Source organism: Streptomyces sp. NPDC001270 (genome assembly GCF_042896695.1).
Classification (GTDB): domain Bacteria; phylum Actinomycetota; class Actinomycetes; order Streptomycetales; family Streptomycetaceae; genus Streptomyces.
In genome coordinates this window covers 252,865-269,006 of the sequence record NZ_JBIAXM010000004.1, presented here as the reverse complement: position 1 = coordinate 269,006, position 16,142 = coordinate 252,865, and the positions used below count along the sequence as shown (strand labels likewise).

The window sequence follows — 16,142 nt, the reverse complement described above, 5'->3', positions numbered from 1 at the left end:
GAGGGGCCGGTCCCGTCGGGCGGGTGCGGGACCCCCACGCGCGTCGGGCCGCCCGCGCGGCGTGCCGCGCCCCGGGTCACGGACGCCCGGAACCGAAGGGCTCCGGGCGTCCGTACCTGCCCCCGTATCGCGTACGGAGGCATCGGCTCTCACGCCTGCGGCAGGCGCTCCAGCTGCGTGGTGATCCGGGCGATGTCCTCGTCGGCCTTGGCCAGCCGTCCCCGGATGCCCTCCACCACGTGGTCCGGCGCCTTGCCGAGGAACGCCTCGTTGCCCAGCTTGGCCTGCGCCTGCTGCCGCTCCTTCTCCGCGGCGGCGAGGTCCTTGGCGAGGCGCTTGCGCTCGGCGGCCACGTCGATCGTGCCGGAGAGGTCGAGCGCGACCTCCGCGCCCTCGACCGGCAGGGTCGCCGTGGCGGTGAAGGAGTCGCCCTCCGGCTGGAGGCGCAGCAGCTGCCGGATGGCGGCCTCGTGCGGGGCCAGCGCCGTCCCGTCCAGCGTGAGCCGGGCCGGGACCCGCTGGCCCGGCTGGAGGCCCTGGTCGGCGCGGAACCGGCGGACCTCGGTGATGACGGACTGGAGCGTCTCGATCTCCCGCTCGGCGGCGGCGTCCCGGAAGCCGCCCGGGGCGTCGGCCCCAGGAACGGACACGGCCCCCGGCCAGTCGGCGACGACCACCGACTCGCCGCCGGTGAGCGTGGTCCACAGGGTCTCGGTGACGAACGGGACCACCGGGTGCAGCAGCTTCAGGGTGACGTCCAGGACCTCGCCGAGGACGCGCCTGCTGGCCTCGGCCGCCTCGCCGCCCGCCTGGAAGGTGGTCTTGGACAGCTCGACGTACCAGTCGAAGACCTCGTCCCAGGCGAAGTGGAACAGCGCGTCGGACAGCTTGGCGAACTGGAAGTCGTCGTAGTACGCGTCGACTTCGGCGACGACCGAGTTCAGCCGGGAGAGGATCCAGCGGTCCGTCGCCGACATCCGCGACACGTCGGGCAGCGGGCCCTCGACCGTGGCGCCGTTCATCAGCGCGAACCGGGTCGCGTTCCAGATCTTGTTGGCGAAGTTGCGGGAGCCCTGGACCCAGTCCTCGCCGATCGGCACGTCGGCGCCGGGGTTGGCGCCCTTGGCGAGGGTGAAGCGGACGGCGTCGGAGCCGTACTTGTCCATCCAGTCCAGCGGGTCGACCGCGTTCGGGTTCGACTTCGACATCTTCTTGCCGAACTCGTCGCGGACCAGGCCGGTGAGGGCGATGGTGTGGAAGGGGACCTCGCCGTCCATGGCGTACAGCCCGAACATCATCATCCGGGCGACCCAGAAGAAGATGATGTCGTGACCGGTGAGCAGGACGTCGGTCGGGTAGAACTTCGCGAGGTCCGGGGTCTTCTCCGGCCAGCCGAGCGTGGAGAACGGCCACAGGCCGGAGGAGAACCAGGTGTCCAGGACGTCGGGGTCCTGGGTCCAGCCCTCGCCGGTGGGCGGCTCCTCGTCGGGGCCGACGCAGACGACCTCGCCGTCCGGCCCGTACCAGATCGGGATGCGGTGGCCCCACCACAGCTGGCGCGAGATGCACCAGTCGTGCATGTTGTCGACCCAGTCGAAGTAGCGCTTCGACATGTCCTCGGGGTGGATCCGCACCCGGCCGTCGCGGACCGCGTCGCCGGCGGCCTTCGCGAGCGGGCCGACCTTGACCCACCACTGCATCGACAGACGGGGCTCGACCGTGGTCTTGCAACGCGAGCAGTGGCCGACGGAGTGCATGTAGGGACGCTTCTCGGCGACGATGCGCCCCTGTTCCCGCAGGGCGCCGACGACGGACGAACGGGCCTCGAAGCGGTCCAGGCCGAGGAACGGGCCGTGGACGGTGATGACACCGTGCTCGTCCATGATCGTCAGCGACGGCAGGCCGTGGCGCTGGCCGATCGCGAAGTCGTTCGGGTCGTGCGCCGGGGTCACCTTGACGGCGCCGGTGCCGAACTCCGGGTCGACATGGGTGTCCGCGACGACGGGGATCCTACGGTCCGTCAACGGCAGCTTGATCTCCTTGCCGACCAGGTGCCGGTAGCGCTCGTCGTCGGGGTGGACCGCGACGGCGGTGTCGCCGAGCATCGTCTCCGCGCGCGTGGTGGCGACGACGAGGCTGTCCTCGCCCTCGCCGTAGCGGATGGAGACCAGCTCGCCGGCGTCCTCCTGGTACTCCACCTCGATGTCCGAGATGGCGGTCAGGCAGCGCGGGCACCAGTTGATGATCCGCTCGGCGCGGTAGATCAACTCGTCCTCGTAGAGGCGCTTGAAGATGGTGAGGACGGCCTTGGACAGGCCCTCGTCCATCGTGAAGCGCTCGCGGGACCAGGCGACGCCGTCGCCGAGGCGGCGCATCTGGCCGAGGATCTTGCCCCCGTACTCGTCCTTCCACTGCCAGACCCGCTCGACGAACTCCTCGCGGCCCAGGTCGTAGCGGGACTTGCCCTCCTCGGCGAGCTGCTGCTCGACCTTGTTCTGGGTGGCGATGCCGGCGTGGTCCATGCCGGGCAGCCACAGCGCCTCGTACCCCTGCATGCGCCTGCGGCGGGTGAGGGCGTCCATGAGCGTGTGCTGGAAGGCGTGGCCCAGGTGGAGCGAGCCGGTGACGTTCGGCGGCGGGATGACGATGGTGTACGGCGGCTTGTCGCTCTTCGCGTCCGCCTCGAAGTAACCCCGCTCTACCCAGCGCTCGTACAGCGGGCCCTCTACGTCGGCCGGCGCGTACTGGGTCGGCAGTTCGGTGCTGGGCGCTGGTGGCTGCTGCTGAGCGTTCTCGGTCACGGGGGCCAGTTTAGAGGTGCCGCGGCCCAGTCCCGAAACGCCGTTGTTCTGTAACGGTACGGCCCCTGCTGCCGTGAGCTTCCGGTGGCTGAGCAAGGATGTCAGGAACACATAAGTATGCGAGGGGGACCCCAGAGATGAGCCACAACCAGCCGGGCCCGTACGGTGACGGCGGGCCGCAGCAGCCTGGACCGTACGGCCGGCCGGGCCCCTACGGCCAGCCGCCGCAGGCACCCCCGCCCGGCTACGGCTACCCCCAGCAGCCGCCGGCACCGCCGCAGCAGCCCGGCTACGGCACGCCGCAGCAGACTCCTCCCGCACCATCGGTTTCGTGATGCCCATGGAGCTGGCGGACATCGCCTCGGGCAAGGCCGCCGACCCGGCGGCCGCGGCCGAGACGACGGCCAAGCTCCGCAAGGAAGTACGCGTCAAGGGCTGACGCCGCCGCTCCCCCAGGGCCACGCGGCGAGCGCGCACGGCCTCGTACGCGAGCCCCGGAACCCCGGTACGCGAAAGCCCCGGTCCGTCGACCGGGGCTTTCGTGCGTGTGCGGGATCGTGCGCGGTGCGCGGGCTATGCCGTCTTCTGCTCGCCCGGGCCCCGGCCGCGGGCGTCGCGCGGGATCAGGGTCGGGTTGACGTTCGACAGGACGACGTCCGCCGTGATGACGACGCGGGCCACGTCCTTGCGGGACGGCACCTCGTACATCACCGCTTGCAGGACCTCCTCCATGATGGCGCGCAGACCGCGGGCGCCGGTCTGCCGCAGGATCGCCTGGTCGGCGATGGCCTCCAGCGCCTCGCGCTCGAAGTCCAGTTCCACACCGTCGAGTTCGAACAGCCGCTGGTACTGCTTCACCAGGGCGTTACGCGGCTCGACGAGGATCTGGAGCAGGGCCTTGCGATCCAGGTTGTGGACCGAGGTGATGACCGGGAGCCTGCCGATGAACTCGGGGATCATGCCGAACTTGACCAGGTCCTCCGGCATGACGTCCTCGAAGACGTCCTTGGACTCCAGCTCGCGCTTGGAGAGGATCGTCGCGCCGAAACCGATGCCCTTGGCGCCGGCCCGGCCCTCGATGATCTTCTCCAGACCCGCGAAGGCGCCGCCCACGATGAACAGCACGTTCGTCGTGTCGATCTGGATGAACTCCTGGTGCGGGTGCTTGCGGCCGCCCTGCGGCGGGACCGAGGCCGTGGTGCCCTCAAGGATCTTCAGCAGGGCCTGCTGGACGCCCTCGCCCGAGACGTCCCGGGTGATCGAGGGGTTTTCACTCTTCCGCGCGACCTTGTCGATCTCGTCGATGTAGATGATCCCGGTCTCGGCCTTCTTGACGTCGTAGTCAGCCGCCTGGATCAGCTTGAGGAGGATGTTCTCCACGTCCTCGCCGACGTAGCCCGCCTCCGTCAGCGCCGTGGCGTCGGCGATGGCGAAGGGGACGTTCAGCATGCGCGCGAGGGTCTGTGCGAGGAGGGTCTTGCCGGAGCCCGTGGGCCCCAGCAGGAGGATGTTGGACTTCGCCAACTCGATGGCGTCGTCGCGGCCTTGGGCGCCGCCGTTCTCGCCCGCCTGGACCCGTTTGTAGTGGTTGTACACCGCTACGGACAGGGCCTTCTTGGCTGCCTCCTGGCCGACCACGTAGCCCTCTAGGAACTCGTAGATCTCGCGCGGCTTCGGCAGTTCCTCCCAGCGCACCTCGCTGGTCTCCGCCAGCTCCTCCTCGATGATCTCGTTGCAGAGGTCGATGCACTCGTCGCAGATGTAGACACCGGGCCCTGCGATGAGCTTCTTGACCTGCTTCTGGCTCTTGCCGCAGAACGAGCACTTGAGCAGATCGCCGCCGTCACCGATGCGTGCCACGGTGTGCTTCCCCTTCGCCTGGGAGACGCCTGGACACTATGGGTCCAGCGGCTCCTGGTGCTGCCTTATGTCCGACGGTACCTTGCCGAGCCCCCCGTTCGGGCCCCCCTTGGCACGGTTCACTTTGACGTGCACCGTGCCAGGGGCGGCAAAGGACGTCCCCTCCGTGTGCCGCACGCAGGGGAGATCCGCGCTCCGCCTCAGCGAACGCTGGCGTTGTTCATCTTGCGGGTGGAGATGATCTGGTCGACGAGGCCGTACTGAAGGGCCTCCTCCGCCGTGAGGATCTTGTCGCGCTCGATGTCCTCACGCACCTTTTCGATCGGCCGGTTGGAGTGCTTGGCCAGCATCTCCTCCAGCTGCGTGCGCATGCGCGTGAACTCGTTGGCGATGATCTCCAGGTCGGAGAGCTGGCCGCGGCCGGTGCTGCCGGCGGGCTGGTGGATCAGCACGCGCGAGTTCGGCAGCGCCATGCGCTTGCCCGGCGTACCGGCGGCGAGCAGGATGGCGGCCGCGGAGGCGGCCTGGCCCATGCACACCGTCTGGATGTCGGGCTTCACGAACTGCATCGTGTCGTAGATCGCCGTGAGGGCGGTCATGTCGCCGCCGGGGCTGTTGATGTAGATCGAGATGTCCCGGTCGGGGTCCATCGACTCCAGGCACAGCAGCTGCGCCATGACGTCGTTGGCGGAGGCGTCGTCGATCTGGACGCCGAGGAAGATCACGCGCTCCTCGAAGAGCTTCGCGTACGGGTCGTACTCGCGGATGCCCTGGGAGGTGCGCTCCACGAAGCGCGGGATGACGTAGCGGCTGTCGGGCCGGGGCCCGTCGTACTGGCCGCTGGCAGCGCCGGGGAAGTTGTTCATGAGGTTCACCGTCCTGGTGGCGTTCTGGGGGCTGGAGTCTCGGCGGTGCGTGGCGTGGCCGGGCCGGTCAGGCACCGGTGCCGCCGCCTCCCGGAACACCGGAGGCATGCGTGATGATCTCGTCGATGAGACCGTACTCCTTGGCCTCCTCGGGCGTGAACCAGCGGTCGCGGTCACCGTCCCGGATGATCGTTTCCACGGTCTGGCCGGAGTGCTGTGCGGTCAGCTCGGACATGGTCTTCTTGGTGCGCAGCAGGTACTGGGCCTGGATCTTGATGTCCGAGACCGTACCGCCCAGGCCCGCGGAGCCCTGGTGCATCATGATGTCCGTGTGCGGCAGGGCGAAGCGCTTGCCGGCGGTGCCGCCGGTGAGCAGGAACTGACCCATCGAGGCCGCCATGCCCATGCCGATCGTGACCACGTCGTTCGGGATGTACTGCATGGTGTCGTAGATCGCCATGCCGGCCGTCACCGAGCCGCCGGGGCTGTTGATGTAGAGGAAGACGTCCTTGGTCGGATCGGCGGCCAGGAGCAGCAGCTGCGCGGTGATCTTGTTGGCGATGTCGTCGTCGACCTGCTGGCCGAGGAAGATGATCCGCTCGCCGAGCAGCCGGTTGTAGACCTGGTCGCCGAGGCCGCCACCGATGGAAGGCTCGCCGGCGGCGGAGGGCATCAGATTCGTCACGTATCCACCTGCTCGTCTTACGACGGCGCCGGGCCGTCTCACGTGTCCTGCGTAATCCTGCGTAATCCTGCGTAATCCTGCCGGGGGCTTCGGGAGGCTTCGGGAGACTCCCCTGCCCTCGTATTCATGGACCCTAACGCGCGGGTCCCGTCGGGGAATCCCGTGGACGGGGGTGTTCGCCGGGGGCGTAGCGGGGTGGCTCCGCCGGTTGGGGGGTGGGGTCGGTTCAGGGGACGCGGGGGTGGGGCGGACGGTTCCGGGGTGGGGCGGGTGGTTCCGGGATGGAACGGGTGGCGCCGGAGTGCGGGTGGGTGGGGGTTCGGGGGTGGGGCGGTTGGTTCCGGGGTGGAACGGGTGGCGCCGGAGTGCGGGTGGGTGGGGGTGCGGCGCGCCGTTCCCCGCGCCCCTGGGTGGGCTGCTGCCCGGGTCGGCTGCTCCGCTCCCTGGGTGGGCGCGGAAGGGCCCGGGGAGGGGGCCTGAGTGGCTTTGCGGAGGGGGCCTGGGTGGCTTGCGCGTGCGGGTCCGGAGGGGGCCCGGGACGGTCGGCCGGGTGGGACCTTCGAGCAGGTGGGGCGGGGTGGGCCCAGGAGGGTGCACGCGTGTGGGTGAGGAGGGGCCAGGAGGGGTGTACGGGCGTGGGTGAGGAGGGGCCCGGGGTGGCCCAGGGGGCGGGACGGAGGGGGCCCCGGGGAAAAGGTTCCCAGGGGCCCGCTCGGGGTGGTGCCGGTGCTGTGCGGTGAGGGTCAGACCTCGGGCTTGTCGTCGGCCGACGCCTCGGCCTGCGCCGCGGAGCCCTCCGCGCCGTCCTCGCCCTCGTTCTCGTCCTCGTCGTCCAGGTCGACGACCTCGCCGTTGGTGTCCTTCACCGTGGCCGCCTCGACCACGATGGCCAGGGCCTTGCCACGGGCGACCTCGCCGACCAGGAGCGGCACCTGGCCGCCCTCGACGACGGCCTGGGCGAACTGGTCGGGGGACATGCCGGAGGAGGCGGCGCGCCGCATGAGGTGCTCGGTCAGCTCCTCCTGGTTGACGTTGAGCTTCTCCAGCTTGACCAGCTCGTCGAGGACGAACTGGGTCTTGATGCCCTTGACCGCGGCTTCGTGGGTCTCGGTCTCGAACTCCTCGGCGGTCTTGCCCTGGAGTTCCAGGTACTTGTCGAGGGTGAGGCCCATCTGGGCGAGCTGGTGATGCTCCAGGTTGTGCTTGCGGGTGTTGATCTCGTCCTCGAGCAGCTTCTCGGGGACCGGGACCTCGATCAGCTCCAGCAGCTTGTCCAGGACGCGCTCCTGCGCCTGCGTGGCCTGGTCGTACTGCTTCATGTTCGCGAGGCGCTTGCGGCTGTCCGCCCGCAGCTCCTCCAGGGTGTCGAACTCGGAGGCGAGCTGCGCGAACTCGTCGTCCAGCTCCGGCAGTTCGCGGGCGGCGACCTCGCTGACCTTGACGGTGACCTCGGCCTCCTTGCCCGCCGCGGAGCCGCCCTTCAGCTCGGAGGTGAAGGTGGCCTCGCCGCCGGCCTCAAGACCCTTGACCGCGTCGTCGATGCCGTCCAGCAGCTCACCGGAGCCGATGGTGTAGGAAACACCGCTGGCGACGCCGTCCTCCAGGACCTCGCCGTCGACCTTGGCCTCCAGGTCGACGGTGACGACGTCCCCGTCCTCGGCGGCACGCTCGACCGGGGTGGTGGAGGCGAAGCGCTCACGGAGCTGCTCGACCGACTTCTCGATGTCCTCGTCGGTGACCTCGACGGCGTCGACCTCGACCTCGATACCGCTGTAGTCCGGCAGCTCCAGCGCCGGGCGGATGTCGACCTCGGCGGTGAAGTTCAGCGTCTCGCCGTCCTTCAGCTCGGTGATGTCGACCTCGGGCTGGCCCAGCGGGTTCAGCTCGGCCTCGTTGACCGCCTCCGTGTAGAACTTCGGGAGCGCGTCGTTGACGGCCTCCTCCAGCACGGCGCCGCGGCCGAACCGCTGGTCGATGACGCGGGCCGGGATCTTGCCCTTGCGGAAGCCCTTCACCGTGACCTGCTGGTTGATCTTCTTGTACGCCGCGTCGAGGCTGTCCTTGAGCTCCTCGAAGGGCACCTCGACAGTGAGCCGAACCCGGGTCGGGTTCAGGGTCTCCACGGCGCTCTTCACGGTTCGGTCTCCTTGTGGCTGACTTCTCGGGTTCTGCCGGAGCCACACAGGTCCGGCGGATTTCGCCGCCCGGAGGAGTTCGTAGGCCGAAGGGGCCGGGACACACGGGCGCGCAGCTTGCATAGTAGCCGCAGCCGGTCAGCGCCCCAAAAGGCGATCACGAGGGTGCCCTCGGTCGGTGGTCGGGGTGGCGGGATTTGAACCCACGGCCTTCCGCTCCCAAAGCGGACGCGCTACCAAGCTGCGCCACACCCCGTGCTGGTGCGACACGTAGGGTACATGCCCGAACCGGTTGCGTCGGCCGGTTTCCCGGTCGACCTTGCCGCGGCATACCCACAGACCAACACGTTGGCCTACGCGGCGTGCGACCCGCTACGATGCTCCTTGTGCCGCGGTCCCCCGACCAGCGGCACTCGGTGTGCGGGCGTAGCTCAATGGTAGAGCCCTAGTCTTCCAAACTAGCTACGCGGGTTCGATTCCCGTCGCCCGCTCTGTGTGGCTGAGGCCCAGGTGAGAGGTTGTTTTTCTCTCCCTGGGCCTCAGTGCGTGGGCCGGCCGCCGGGTCGCGGTGCGTGGGCCGACGCCGTTCCGTGCCGGCGGCCGGCGCACGGCCACGCCCGGGACGTACGGGTCTCCGGCCCGGCAGGCCGCGGGCCGGGCCCGCGGATCCCGGCCGGGCGGATGGCTGGGGACCGGCCGGGGTACACCCGGCCGGAAAGCGCCTGGGCGGTCCGGGCGGGAAGCCTCGGCCGCTCAGAAACTGATCGAGTTGATCGTCTGGGCTATCGAGTCGAGGAAGCGCTGGATGGACGGAGCCATGCCGCTCGAAGCCAGGAAGAAGCCGAAGAGTATGGCGACGATGGCGGGTCCGGCCTTGATGTTCCCCCCTCGGATCAACACCACGAGGACGATCGCCAACAGCAGCACCACGGACAGTGAAATGGCCACACTGATCACACCTTCGGTCGGTCCGCTCTCCCGGCCCGGGGATGCTGCCTCGCGCCCCCGCCAGAACCATCGTGCCACCAACCCGGCCACTGTATGCGGCACCTGACGCATCATCGACCGCACGGCCACCGGGGAGTTGGGCCCGCGGCGCACCCCGTACAGCAATTCGAGGGCGCACCCGCACGGGCATCGACAGATTGCCACGGGCACCGTAACGGGCAATCACGGGGCACCGTTTCATCGATCACACATCACGTTCACAGGTAATTCGAATTTCCGGTGTTCATCGCCAAAGGAAGGGTCATATGCGGCAATTAGTCTGGATGAATCGGTACATCGAGGGCGCCTGAACGGTCATAGATGTGCTCATCATCACGCCACCGGAATGGCCGGGTTCGGTAATTCCATGGGCAACCGAAGCTCTGACCAGGGGAATTCAAGGGGAGTTTTACGTAAACCCGGGGACAACGCTAGGGTTCCTCAGATGTTTGACGCCGCTCCGTCCCCCGGCCAGAACCGAAAACTGCTCCTCCCGGCACAGACGCCGCGCGACGGGACGCCCGGCACGCCTCCCCCGGCGGGCAGACCCGGCAAGCAGCGCGACGCGTTCTTCGACAACGCCAAGTACCTGGCGATCGTCCTCGTGGCCATCGGCCACGCCTGGGAGCCGCTGAAGGGCGACAGCCGTGTGCTGCAGGGCGCGTACATGATCGTGTACGCCTTCCACATGCCGGCGTTCATCATCATCTCCGGCTTCTTCTCGCGCAGTTTCGACCTGCGCCCGGACCGGCTCCAGCGCCTCGTCACCGGCGTCGCCGTGCCGTACGTCGTCTTCGAGACCGCCTACCCGCTGTTCAAGCGGTACGTCGACCACGCCCCCGACCAGGAGATCAGCCTCCTCGACCCCTGGTACCTCACCTGGTTCCTGTGCGCGCTGTTCATCTGGCGCCTGACGACGCCGATCTGGAGGATGATCCGCTGGCCGCTCCCGGTGGCGTTCGGCATCGCGATGCTGGCGACCGTCTCCCCGAGCATCGGTGACGACCTCGATCTCCAGCGGGTGCTCCAGTTCCTGCCGTACTTCGTGCTGGGCCTGTGCCTGAAGCCGGAACACTTCGAGCTGGTGCGCCGTCGCTGGCTGCGGATCGCCGCGGTGCCGGTGTTCGCCGCCGCCCTGGTCTTCGGCTGGTGGGTCGTGCCGCGCATGAAGGCCGCGTGGTTCTACCACCGGGACTCGGCGCAGGAACTGGGCGTGCCGTGGTGGTGCGGTCCGCTCATGGTGCTCGCCCTGTTCGGCTGCTCGCTGGTGCTGACCGCCTGCTTCTTCGCCCTGGTGCCGCGCCGCACCAGGTGGTTCACCGCGCTCGGCGGGGGCACGCTGTACGGCTATCTGCTGCATGGCTTCGTGGTCAAACTCGCCGACTACGAGGGCTGGTTGGACGCGGCGTGGCTGCACCGGCCGCTGGGCGAGATCCTGGTGACCGTGCTCGCGGGCACCGTGGTGACGTTGCTGTGCACGCGGCCCGTGCGGCGGGTGTTCCGGTGTGTGATGGAGCCGGGGATGGCTTGGGCGTTTCGGCGGGGCACCACGTAAGCGCTCCGCTGGGGGGGGCGTTGTTCGGCTGCGGGAGCGTCGTGGCTGGGCGCGCCGTTCCCCGCGCCCCCAAAAGAGGGGCGCTGGACCCGTCGCGTGCGCCAGCCGGACGACGCCGTGTCCCCGGTGGGCCGCCCCGCGCCGTCGTTCGGCCTTCGGGAGCGTCGTGGCTGAGCGCGCAGTTCCCCGCGCCCCTGAAAGACGCCAGCCACACCGCGCCCTGTCCCCCGCGGGCCACCGCGCTCCGCCGTTCGGCCGCCAGAGCCTCGTGGCTGAGCGCGCAGTTCCCCACGCCCCCAAAAGAGGGGCGCTGGACCCGTCGCGTGCGCCAGCCGGACGACGCCGTGTCCCCGGTGGGCCGCCACGCGCCGTCGTTCGGCCTTCGGGAGCGTCGTGGCTGAGCGCGCAGTTCCCCACGCCCCTAAAAGAGGGGCGGTAGGCCCAGGAGTTCGTGCATTTTTTTGTACTTTTGGGTCAGGCGGGTTCTGGTGGGGGTGTCCAGGGCGGCCAGGCGGGCCCGGGTCGTGTTGTGGGACAGGTCCGCCTCCTTCACCAGTAGGGCGCCCGGGGTGTCGAGGATGCGGCGTGCGTACGCCTCCGGTTCCTCGCCGGGGCGCTTGGTGACGGCCAGCACGATGGCCTTGGTGCGTGCGCTGAGCGCGGCGCCCGCCAGCCACTCGCGGGTCAGCGCGGCGTCCTCGACGGCGTCGTGCAGCCAGGCCGCCGCGATCTGGTCGGGGTCGCCGCCGCGGGCCCGTACGCCCTCCGCGACAGCCTCCAGGTGCTCGGCGTAGGGCCGTCCCGCCTTGTCCGTCTGGCCCGCGTGGGCGGCCCGGGCGATGGCCTCCACCTCGGCCGGGGTGAGCGTGGGCTGCGGTTCGGTCATGGCTCCTGCCTTTCCCGGCGGGTCAGCGGGGCAGGGGGGCCGATGGGCCCTCCCGGCAGATCAGCAGCAGGGCGCGGTCGTCGTTGACGTCCTTGGCCACCGCCTCGATCAGGTGCCAGGCGGCCCCGTGGAAGCCGCCCGCGACATAGCGGTCGGCCTCGCCGGTGAGGCGGTCCATGCCCTCGACGATGTCCCGGTCGGACGTCTCGACCAGACCGTCCGTGAACAGCATCAGCACGTCCCCGGGGCGCAGCGAGCCCTTCGTGGGGTCGAACTGGGCACCGTCGTACACGCCGAGCAGCGGTCCCTCCGCGGCCTTCTCCTCCCAGCGTCCGGTGCCCGCGCTGAGCTGGAGGCCCGGCGGATGACCGGCGGAGTACAGCTCGTAGTCCCCGGAATCGAGGTCCAGGACCAGATGGATCGAGGTGGCAAAGCCCTCGTCCCAGTCCTGGCGGAGCAGATAGCCGTTGGCGGCCGGGAGGAAGGCGTGCGGGGGCAGCGAGCCCAGCAGGCCGCCGAAGGCCCCGGACAGCAGCAGCGCGCGGGACCCCGCGTCCATGCCCTTGCCGGACACGTCGGTGAGCACGACCTCCAGGGTGCGCCCGCCGTTCGTACGGGCCGCGACCACGAAGTCACCGGAGAAGGACTGGCCGCCCGCGGGCCGCAGCGCCATCTCCCGGTGCCAGCCCTGCGGCAGCTTCGGCAGTTTGCTCTGGACCCGGATCCGCTCGCGCAGGTCGAACAGCATGGTGCCGCCGCGCCGCCAGGGCACGCCCACCCGGCTGCGGAACTGGGCGGTGAGCAGCCCGAAGAAACCGCAGGCCGCGACCACCAGGACCACGCCGGGGGTGACCCGGGACGGGCCCTCGGTGTACGGCCCGAGCTGCACCGACTCCACGATCAGCGCCGTGGCCGCCGCCGCGTACAGGCCGAGCAGGCTCGCCGGACGCAGCAGCAGCCCGCCCGCGATGATCGGGAGCACCAGGGCGCCCGGCGCGAACCACACCGAGTTCGCGAGCGTCATGGCCGCCAGCACGGGTACGGTCAGCAGCAGTCCGACCAGCGCGATCCAGTCCGACCCGTCACCGCGGAAGTAGTCCACGGCGCTTCGGCGCACGCCGACGCGAGCCCGGTGCCACTGCATCCGCAACCGGGCCGTGAAGGTCTCCGCCTTCCCGCGCCGCTCTCGTCCTGCTGCCATTAGTTCGGGACCCTATCCATCGGAGCAGTCGCTTGGCACGGGAGGTCCCACTTGTCCCCCGTCCGAGGCTCAACTTCACAGTGAACTTCACGGAACGCCATCGCGCTGCCACCTGGCGGAAATTCGTTCGCTTGCCCCGCAATGCGCTGATACGCATGGTCCCATGGCGACTGACCTTGCACGGAACGACCACGGGATCGAGCTGCGGACGGTGCGGCCCGATGAGCTGGACGAGTGGTACGACAATCTGATCCGCGCCTTCGGTGGTGTGCCGGAATCGGCCGAGGAACGGCAGCTGTCCCTGGAGCTGATCGAACCGGACCGTGCCGTCGGCGCCTGGGACGGGGACGCGTGCGTGGGGACGGCCGGGGCGTTCGCCTTCCGGCTGACCGTGCCCGGCGGGGCGCCGGTGCGGGCCGCCGGCATCACCATGGTCAGTGTGGCCGCCACCCATCGGCGGCGCGGGGTGCTCACGTCGATGATGCGGCGGCAACTGGACGACGTACGGTCCTGGGGCTGGCCGCTGGCCGTGCTGACCGCGTCGGAACCGGACATCTACGGACGGTTCGGGTACGGCGCGGGGACGTTCCACGCGGGCGCCGAGATCGACACCAGCCGGGTGCGGCTCGCGCTGCCGCCCGGCACCGACGACGTACGGCTCAGGTACGCCGCGCCGGCCGATGTGCTCGACGCGTGCGAGGCGCTGTACGCCCGGCAGGTGCCGCTGCGCCCCGGGATGATCGCGCGGCTGCCGGGGTGGGAGCGGGTCGCGCTGCTCGACCCGGAGGGCGACCGGGACGGCGCCTCGCCGTTGCAGTGCGTGGTGGCCGAGCGGGACGGGGAAACGGTCGGCTACACGCGGTTCCGGGTCAAGCCGGACTGGGACCAGGCCGGGCCGAAGGGCACGGTGGTGCTGGAGGACCTGGAGACGCTGGACCCGGCCGCGCACGCGGCGGTGTGGCGGTTCCTGTTCGACATCGATCTGACCTCGACGCTCGTCGCGCGGGGGCGTCCGCTGGACGAAGGCTGGCAGCAGTTGGTGTCGGACGTCCGCCGCTGCCGGATCACGCTGCGGGACTCGTTGTACGTACGGCTCGTGGAGGTCGGCGCGGCGCTGGAGGCGCGGACGTACCAGGCGCCGGTGGACACCGTGTTCGAGGTGGAGGACGCCTTCTGCCCGTGGAACGCGGGGCGTTGGCGGCTGACCGGGTACGCGAAGGGCGCCTCGTGCGCGCGTACCGAGGACGCGGCCGACCTGGTGCTGTCGGTGCGGGAGTTGGGGGCCGCGTATCTGGGCGGTGTGTCGCTGTCGTCGCTGGCGGCGGCGGGGCGGGTGCGCGAGCTGCGGGTGGGGGCGCTGACGGAGGCGTCGGTGGCGTTCGGCTCGCCGGTCGCGCCGTGGCTGCCGCACGGGTTCTAGGGGTCCCGGGGGTTCGCCGCCCAGTGGTCCCCGGGGAGCGCGAGCGCCGCCGGGCGGGCCGGGGTGCGCGGCGGCGAGGGGGTCGCCCGGGTGCGCGGTGACGGGGGTTCGCCGGGTGCGCGGCGGCGGGGTCAGGTCCGCTGGCAGGTGGGGCACCAGAAGAGGTTGCGGGCGGCGAGACCGGCCGTGCGGACCGGAGTGCCGCAGATGTGGCAGGGCAGGTCGGCGCGGCGGTAGACGTACACCTCGCCGCCGTGGTCGTCGACGCGCGGCGGCCGGCCCATGGCCTCGGGGGTGTGCTCGGGGCGGACGGTGTCGATGCGGTTGTGCCGGACGCCCTCCCGCATCAGCGCGGCGAGGTCGGCCCAGATCGCGTCCCACTCGGCGGGGGTGAGGTCGCGGCCCGCGCGGTAGGGGTCGATGCCGTGCCGGAAGAGGACTTCGGCGCGGTAGACGTTGCCGACGCCGGCGATGACCTTCTGGTCCATGAGGAGCGCGGCGATCGGGGTACGGCTGCGCCGGATGCGGGCGTAGGCGGTGGCCGGGTCGGGGTCGTCGCGCAGCGGGTCCGGGCCGAGGCGCGCGTGTATCGCCCGTTTCTCGGCGTCGGCGATCAGGGCGCAGGTGGTGGGGCCGCGCAGGTCGACGTAGGCGGTGGGGCCCACGAGGCGGAGGCGGACCGTGTCGGTGGGCGGCGGGGCCGGGGCGCCGCCGAAGGTCACCTTGCCGAAGAGACCCAGGTGGATGTGGACCCAGGCGGTGGCTTCGGCGTCCTCGGTGTCCTCGGCTCCATCGGCGTCATGGGCGTCAGCGGCGTCAGCGGCGTCATGAGTGTCGTCGATGTGCCCGGTGGTGTCCGCGGGCTGCTGCCGGGGCGGGGTGTCCCACGGGGGCTCGGCGGTCCCGGGATCCGCGGTGCCGCCAAGCGCGCGGAAGCCCAGGAAAAGGTGCTTTCCGTGGGCTTCCGTACGGTGCAGCTCCGCCCCGCTGAGCAGGGCGGCGGCGTCGGAGAACTTGCCCTGGGGGCTGCTCACCCGCGCGGGCCGGCCACCGAAGCGGCCAGCGATGTCCTGTGCCAGCCGGTGGATCGTGTGCCCTTCCGGCACGGTGCGGCGTCCTCTCCCCTCGCCCGGACCGGTGCCCGGGGAGTGCCTCGGTCGGTACCGGTACCTCAGTCCTGCTGCGGGTGGTGGGCCGGGATCGGGGGCAGGGCGCCCGTCGTCTCGTAGTCCGACAGCATGTCGATACGACGGATGTGCCGCTCGTCGCCGGAGAACGGGGTGCCGAGGAAGGTCTCGACGAACCTCGTCGCCTCCTCCGTCGAGTGCATGCGCGCACCCACGGCCACGACGTTGGCGTTGTTGTGCTGCCGGCCCAGGGTGGCGGTCTCCTCGCTCCAGGCGAGGGCCGCGCGGACACCCTTGACCTTGTTCGCCGCGATCTGCTCGCCGTTTCCGGAGCCGCCGATCACGATGCCGAGGGCGTCGGGGTCCGCCGCCGTCCGCTGCGCGGCGCGGAGGCAGAACGGCGGGTAGTCGTCCTGGGCGTCGTAGATGTGGGGGCCGCAGTCGACGGGCTCGTGACCGGCCTCCTTCAGCCATTCGACGAGGTGATTCTTGAGTTCGAAGCCCGCATGGTCCGAGCCGAGATACACGCGCATGGCAAGCAGTGTGACACGGGCACGACCAGGCGGCAGCTTCGGGCTCCGAGAAAGAAAAAGGCAGGTAAATCCATAGAACCTCAAGG

General features: G+C 70.3%; 13 protein-coding genes and 2 tRNA genes. 4 read left to right on the top strand and 11 right to left on the bottom strand.

The genetic code is table 11. The features are described 5' to 3' along the window. Positions 1-149: 149 nt before the first annotated feature. Positions 150-2,801 carry a valine--tRNA ligase gene (locus ACFY2B_RS09385; RefSeq protein ID WP_390762547.1) on the bottom strand — a complete coding sequence of 884 codons (2,652 nt, stop codon included), beginning with the start codon at positions 2,799-2,801 and terminating at the stop codon, positions 150-152. A gap of 137 nt (positions 2,802-2,938) precedes the next feature. Between ACFY2B_RS09385 and ACFY2B_RS09380 the strand changes: the two genes are divergently transcribed. Beyond that, positions 2,939-3,136 carry a hypothetical protein gene (locus ACFY2B_RS09380; protein WP_390762546.1) on the top strand — a complete coding sequence of 66 codons (198 nt, stop codon included), beginning with the start codon at positions 2,939-2,941 and terminating at the stop codon, positions 3,134-3,136. 238 nt (positions 3,137-3,374) lie between these two features. Here ACFY2B_RS09380 and clpX read toward each other — a convergent pair whose 3' ends face one another. The 5 genes from clpX to ACFY2B_RS09355 form a co-directional block, all read right to left on the bottom strand. After that, the gene (clpX, locus tag ACFY2B_RS09375) at positions 3,375-4,661 is read right to left on the bottom strand and encodes an ATP-dependent Clp protease ATP-binding subunit ClpX (protein WP_390762545.1); all 1,287 of its coding nucleotides are present in this window, start codon (positions 4,659-4,661) and stop codon (positions 3,375-3,377) included. A gap of 200 nt (positions 4,662-4,861) precedes the next feature. Then, positions 4,862-5,527: an ATP-dependent Clp protease proteolytic subunit gene (locus tag ACFY2B_RS09370; RefSeq protein WP_390762544.1), complete on the bottom strand. Its 666-nt coding sequence runs from the start codon at positions 5,525-5,527 to the stop codon at positions 4,862-4,864. A gap of 67 nt (positions 5,528-5,594) precedes the next feature. Continuing rightward, the gene (locus tag ACFY2B_RS09365) at positions 5,595-6,200 is read right to left on the bottom strand and encodes an ATP-dependent Clp protease proteolytic subunit (RefSeq protein ID WP_390762654.1); all 606 of its coding nucleotides are present in this window, start codon (positions 6,198-6,200) and stop codon (positions 5,595-5,597) included. Positions 6,201-6,955: 755 nt separating this feature from the next. Beyond that, positions 6,956-8,347, bottom strand: coding sequence for a trigger factor (tig, locus tag ACFY2B_RS09360; RefSeq protein WP_390762543.1), 1,392 nt, complete (start codon positions 8,345-8,347; stop codon positions 6,956-6,958). A 179-nt stretch (positions 8,348-8,526) separates the two neighbouring features. Further along, positions 8,527-8,603: transfer RNA gene (locus ACFY2B_RS09355), tRNA-Pro, on the bottom strand. A 164-nt stretch (positions 8,604-8,767) separates the two neighbouring features. Here ACFY2B_RS09355 and ACFY2B_RS09350 point away from each other — a divergent pair. Continuing rightward, positions 8,768-8,838 (top strand) — tRNA-Gly (locus ACFY2B_RS09350). A gap of 262 nt (positions 8,839-9,100) precedes the next feature. Here ACFY2B_RS09350 and ACFY2B_RS09345 read toward each other — a convergent pair. Further along, a complete protein-coding gene (locus ACFY2B_RS09345; RefSeq protein ID WP_376525879.1) occupies positions 9,101-9,295 on the bottom strand; it encodes a hypothetical protein in 195 nt (64 codons plus the stop codon). Between the two features lie 484 nt (positions 9,296-9,779). On the opposite strand from ACFY2B_RS09345, the gene ACFY2B_RS09340 reads away from it, so the two are divergent. Then, positions 9,780-10,889 (top strand): acyltransferase family protein, encoded by a 1,110-nt coding sequence (locus tag ACFY2B_RS09340; RefSeq protein WP_390762542.1) that lies wholly within the window; start codon positions 9,780-9,782, stop codon positions 10,887-10,889. Positions 10,890-11,310: 421 nt separating this feature from the next. Here the strand turns inward: ACFY2B_RS09340 and ACFY2B_RS09335 are convergent, their stop codons facing one another. Further along, positions 11,311-11,775 (bottom strand): HD domain-containing protein, encoded by a 465-nt coding sequence (locus ACFY2B_RS09335; protein WP_390762541.1) that lies wholly within the window; start codon positions 11,773-11,775, stop codon positions 11,311-11,313. Positions 11,776-11,797: 22 nt separating this feature from the next. Further along, the gene (locus ACFY2B_RS09330) at positions 11,798-12,976 is read right to left on the bottom strand and encodes a PP2C family protein-serine/threonine phosphatase (protein ID WP_390762540.1); all 1,179 of its coding nucleotides are present in this window, start codon (positions 12,974-12,976) and stop codon (positions 11,798-11,800) included. Between the two features lie 163 nt (positions 12,977-13,139). Between ACFY2B_RS09330 and ACFY2B_RS09325 the strand changes: the two genes are divergently transcribed. Further along, entirely contained in the window at positions 13,140-14,396 is a 1,257-nt protein-coding gene (locus ACFY2B_RS09325) for a GNAT family N-acetyltransferase (RefSeq protein ID WP_390762539.1), read from the top strand. 131 nt (positions 14,397-14,527) lie between these two features. Here the strand turns inward: ACFY2B_RS09325 and ACFY2B_RS09320 are convergent, their stop codons facing one another. After that, complete coding sequence (locus tag ACFY2B_RS09320) at positions 14,528-15,502, bottom strand: Fpg/Nei family DNA glycosylase (protein WP_390762538.1); 975 nt, start codon at positions 15,500-15,502, stop codon at positions 14,528-14,530. Positions 15,503-15,567: 65 nt separating this feature from the next. After that, positions 15,568-16,056, bottom strand: coding sequence for a ribose-5-phosphate isomerase (locus ACFY2B_RS09315; protein ID WP_390762537.1), 489 nt, complete (start codon positions 16,054-16,056; stop codon positions 15,568-15,570). Positions 16,057-16,142 lie beyond the last annotated feature (86 nt).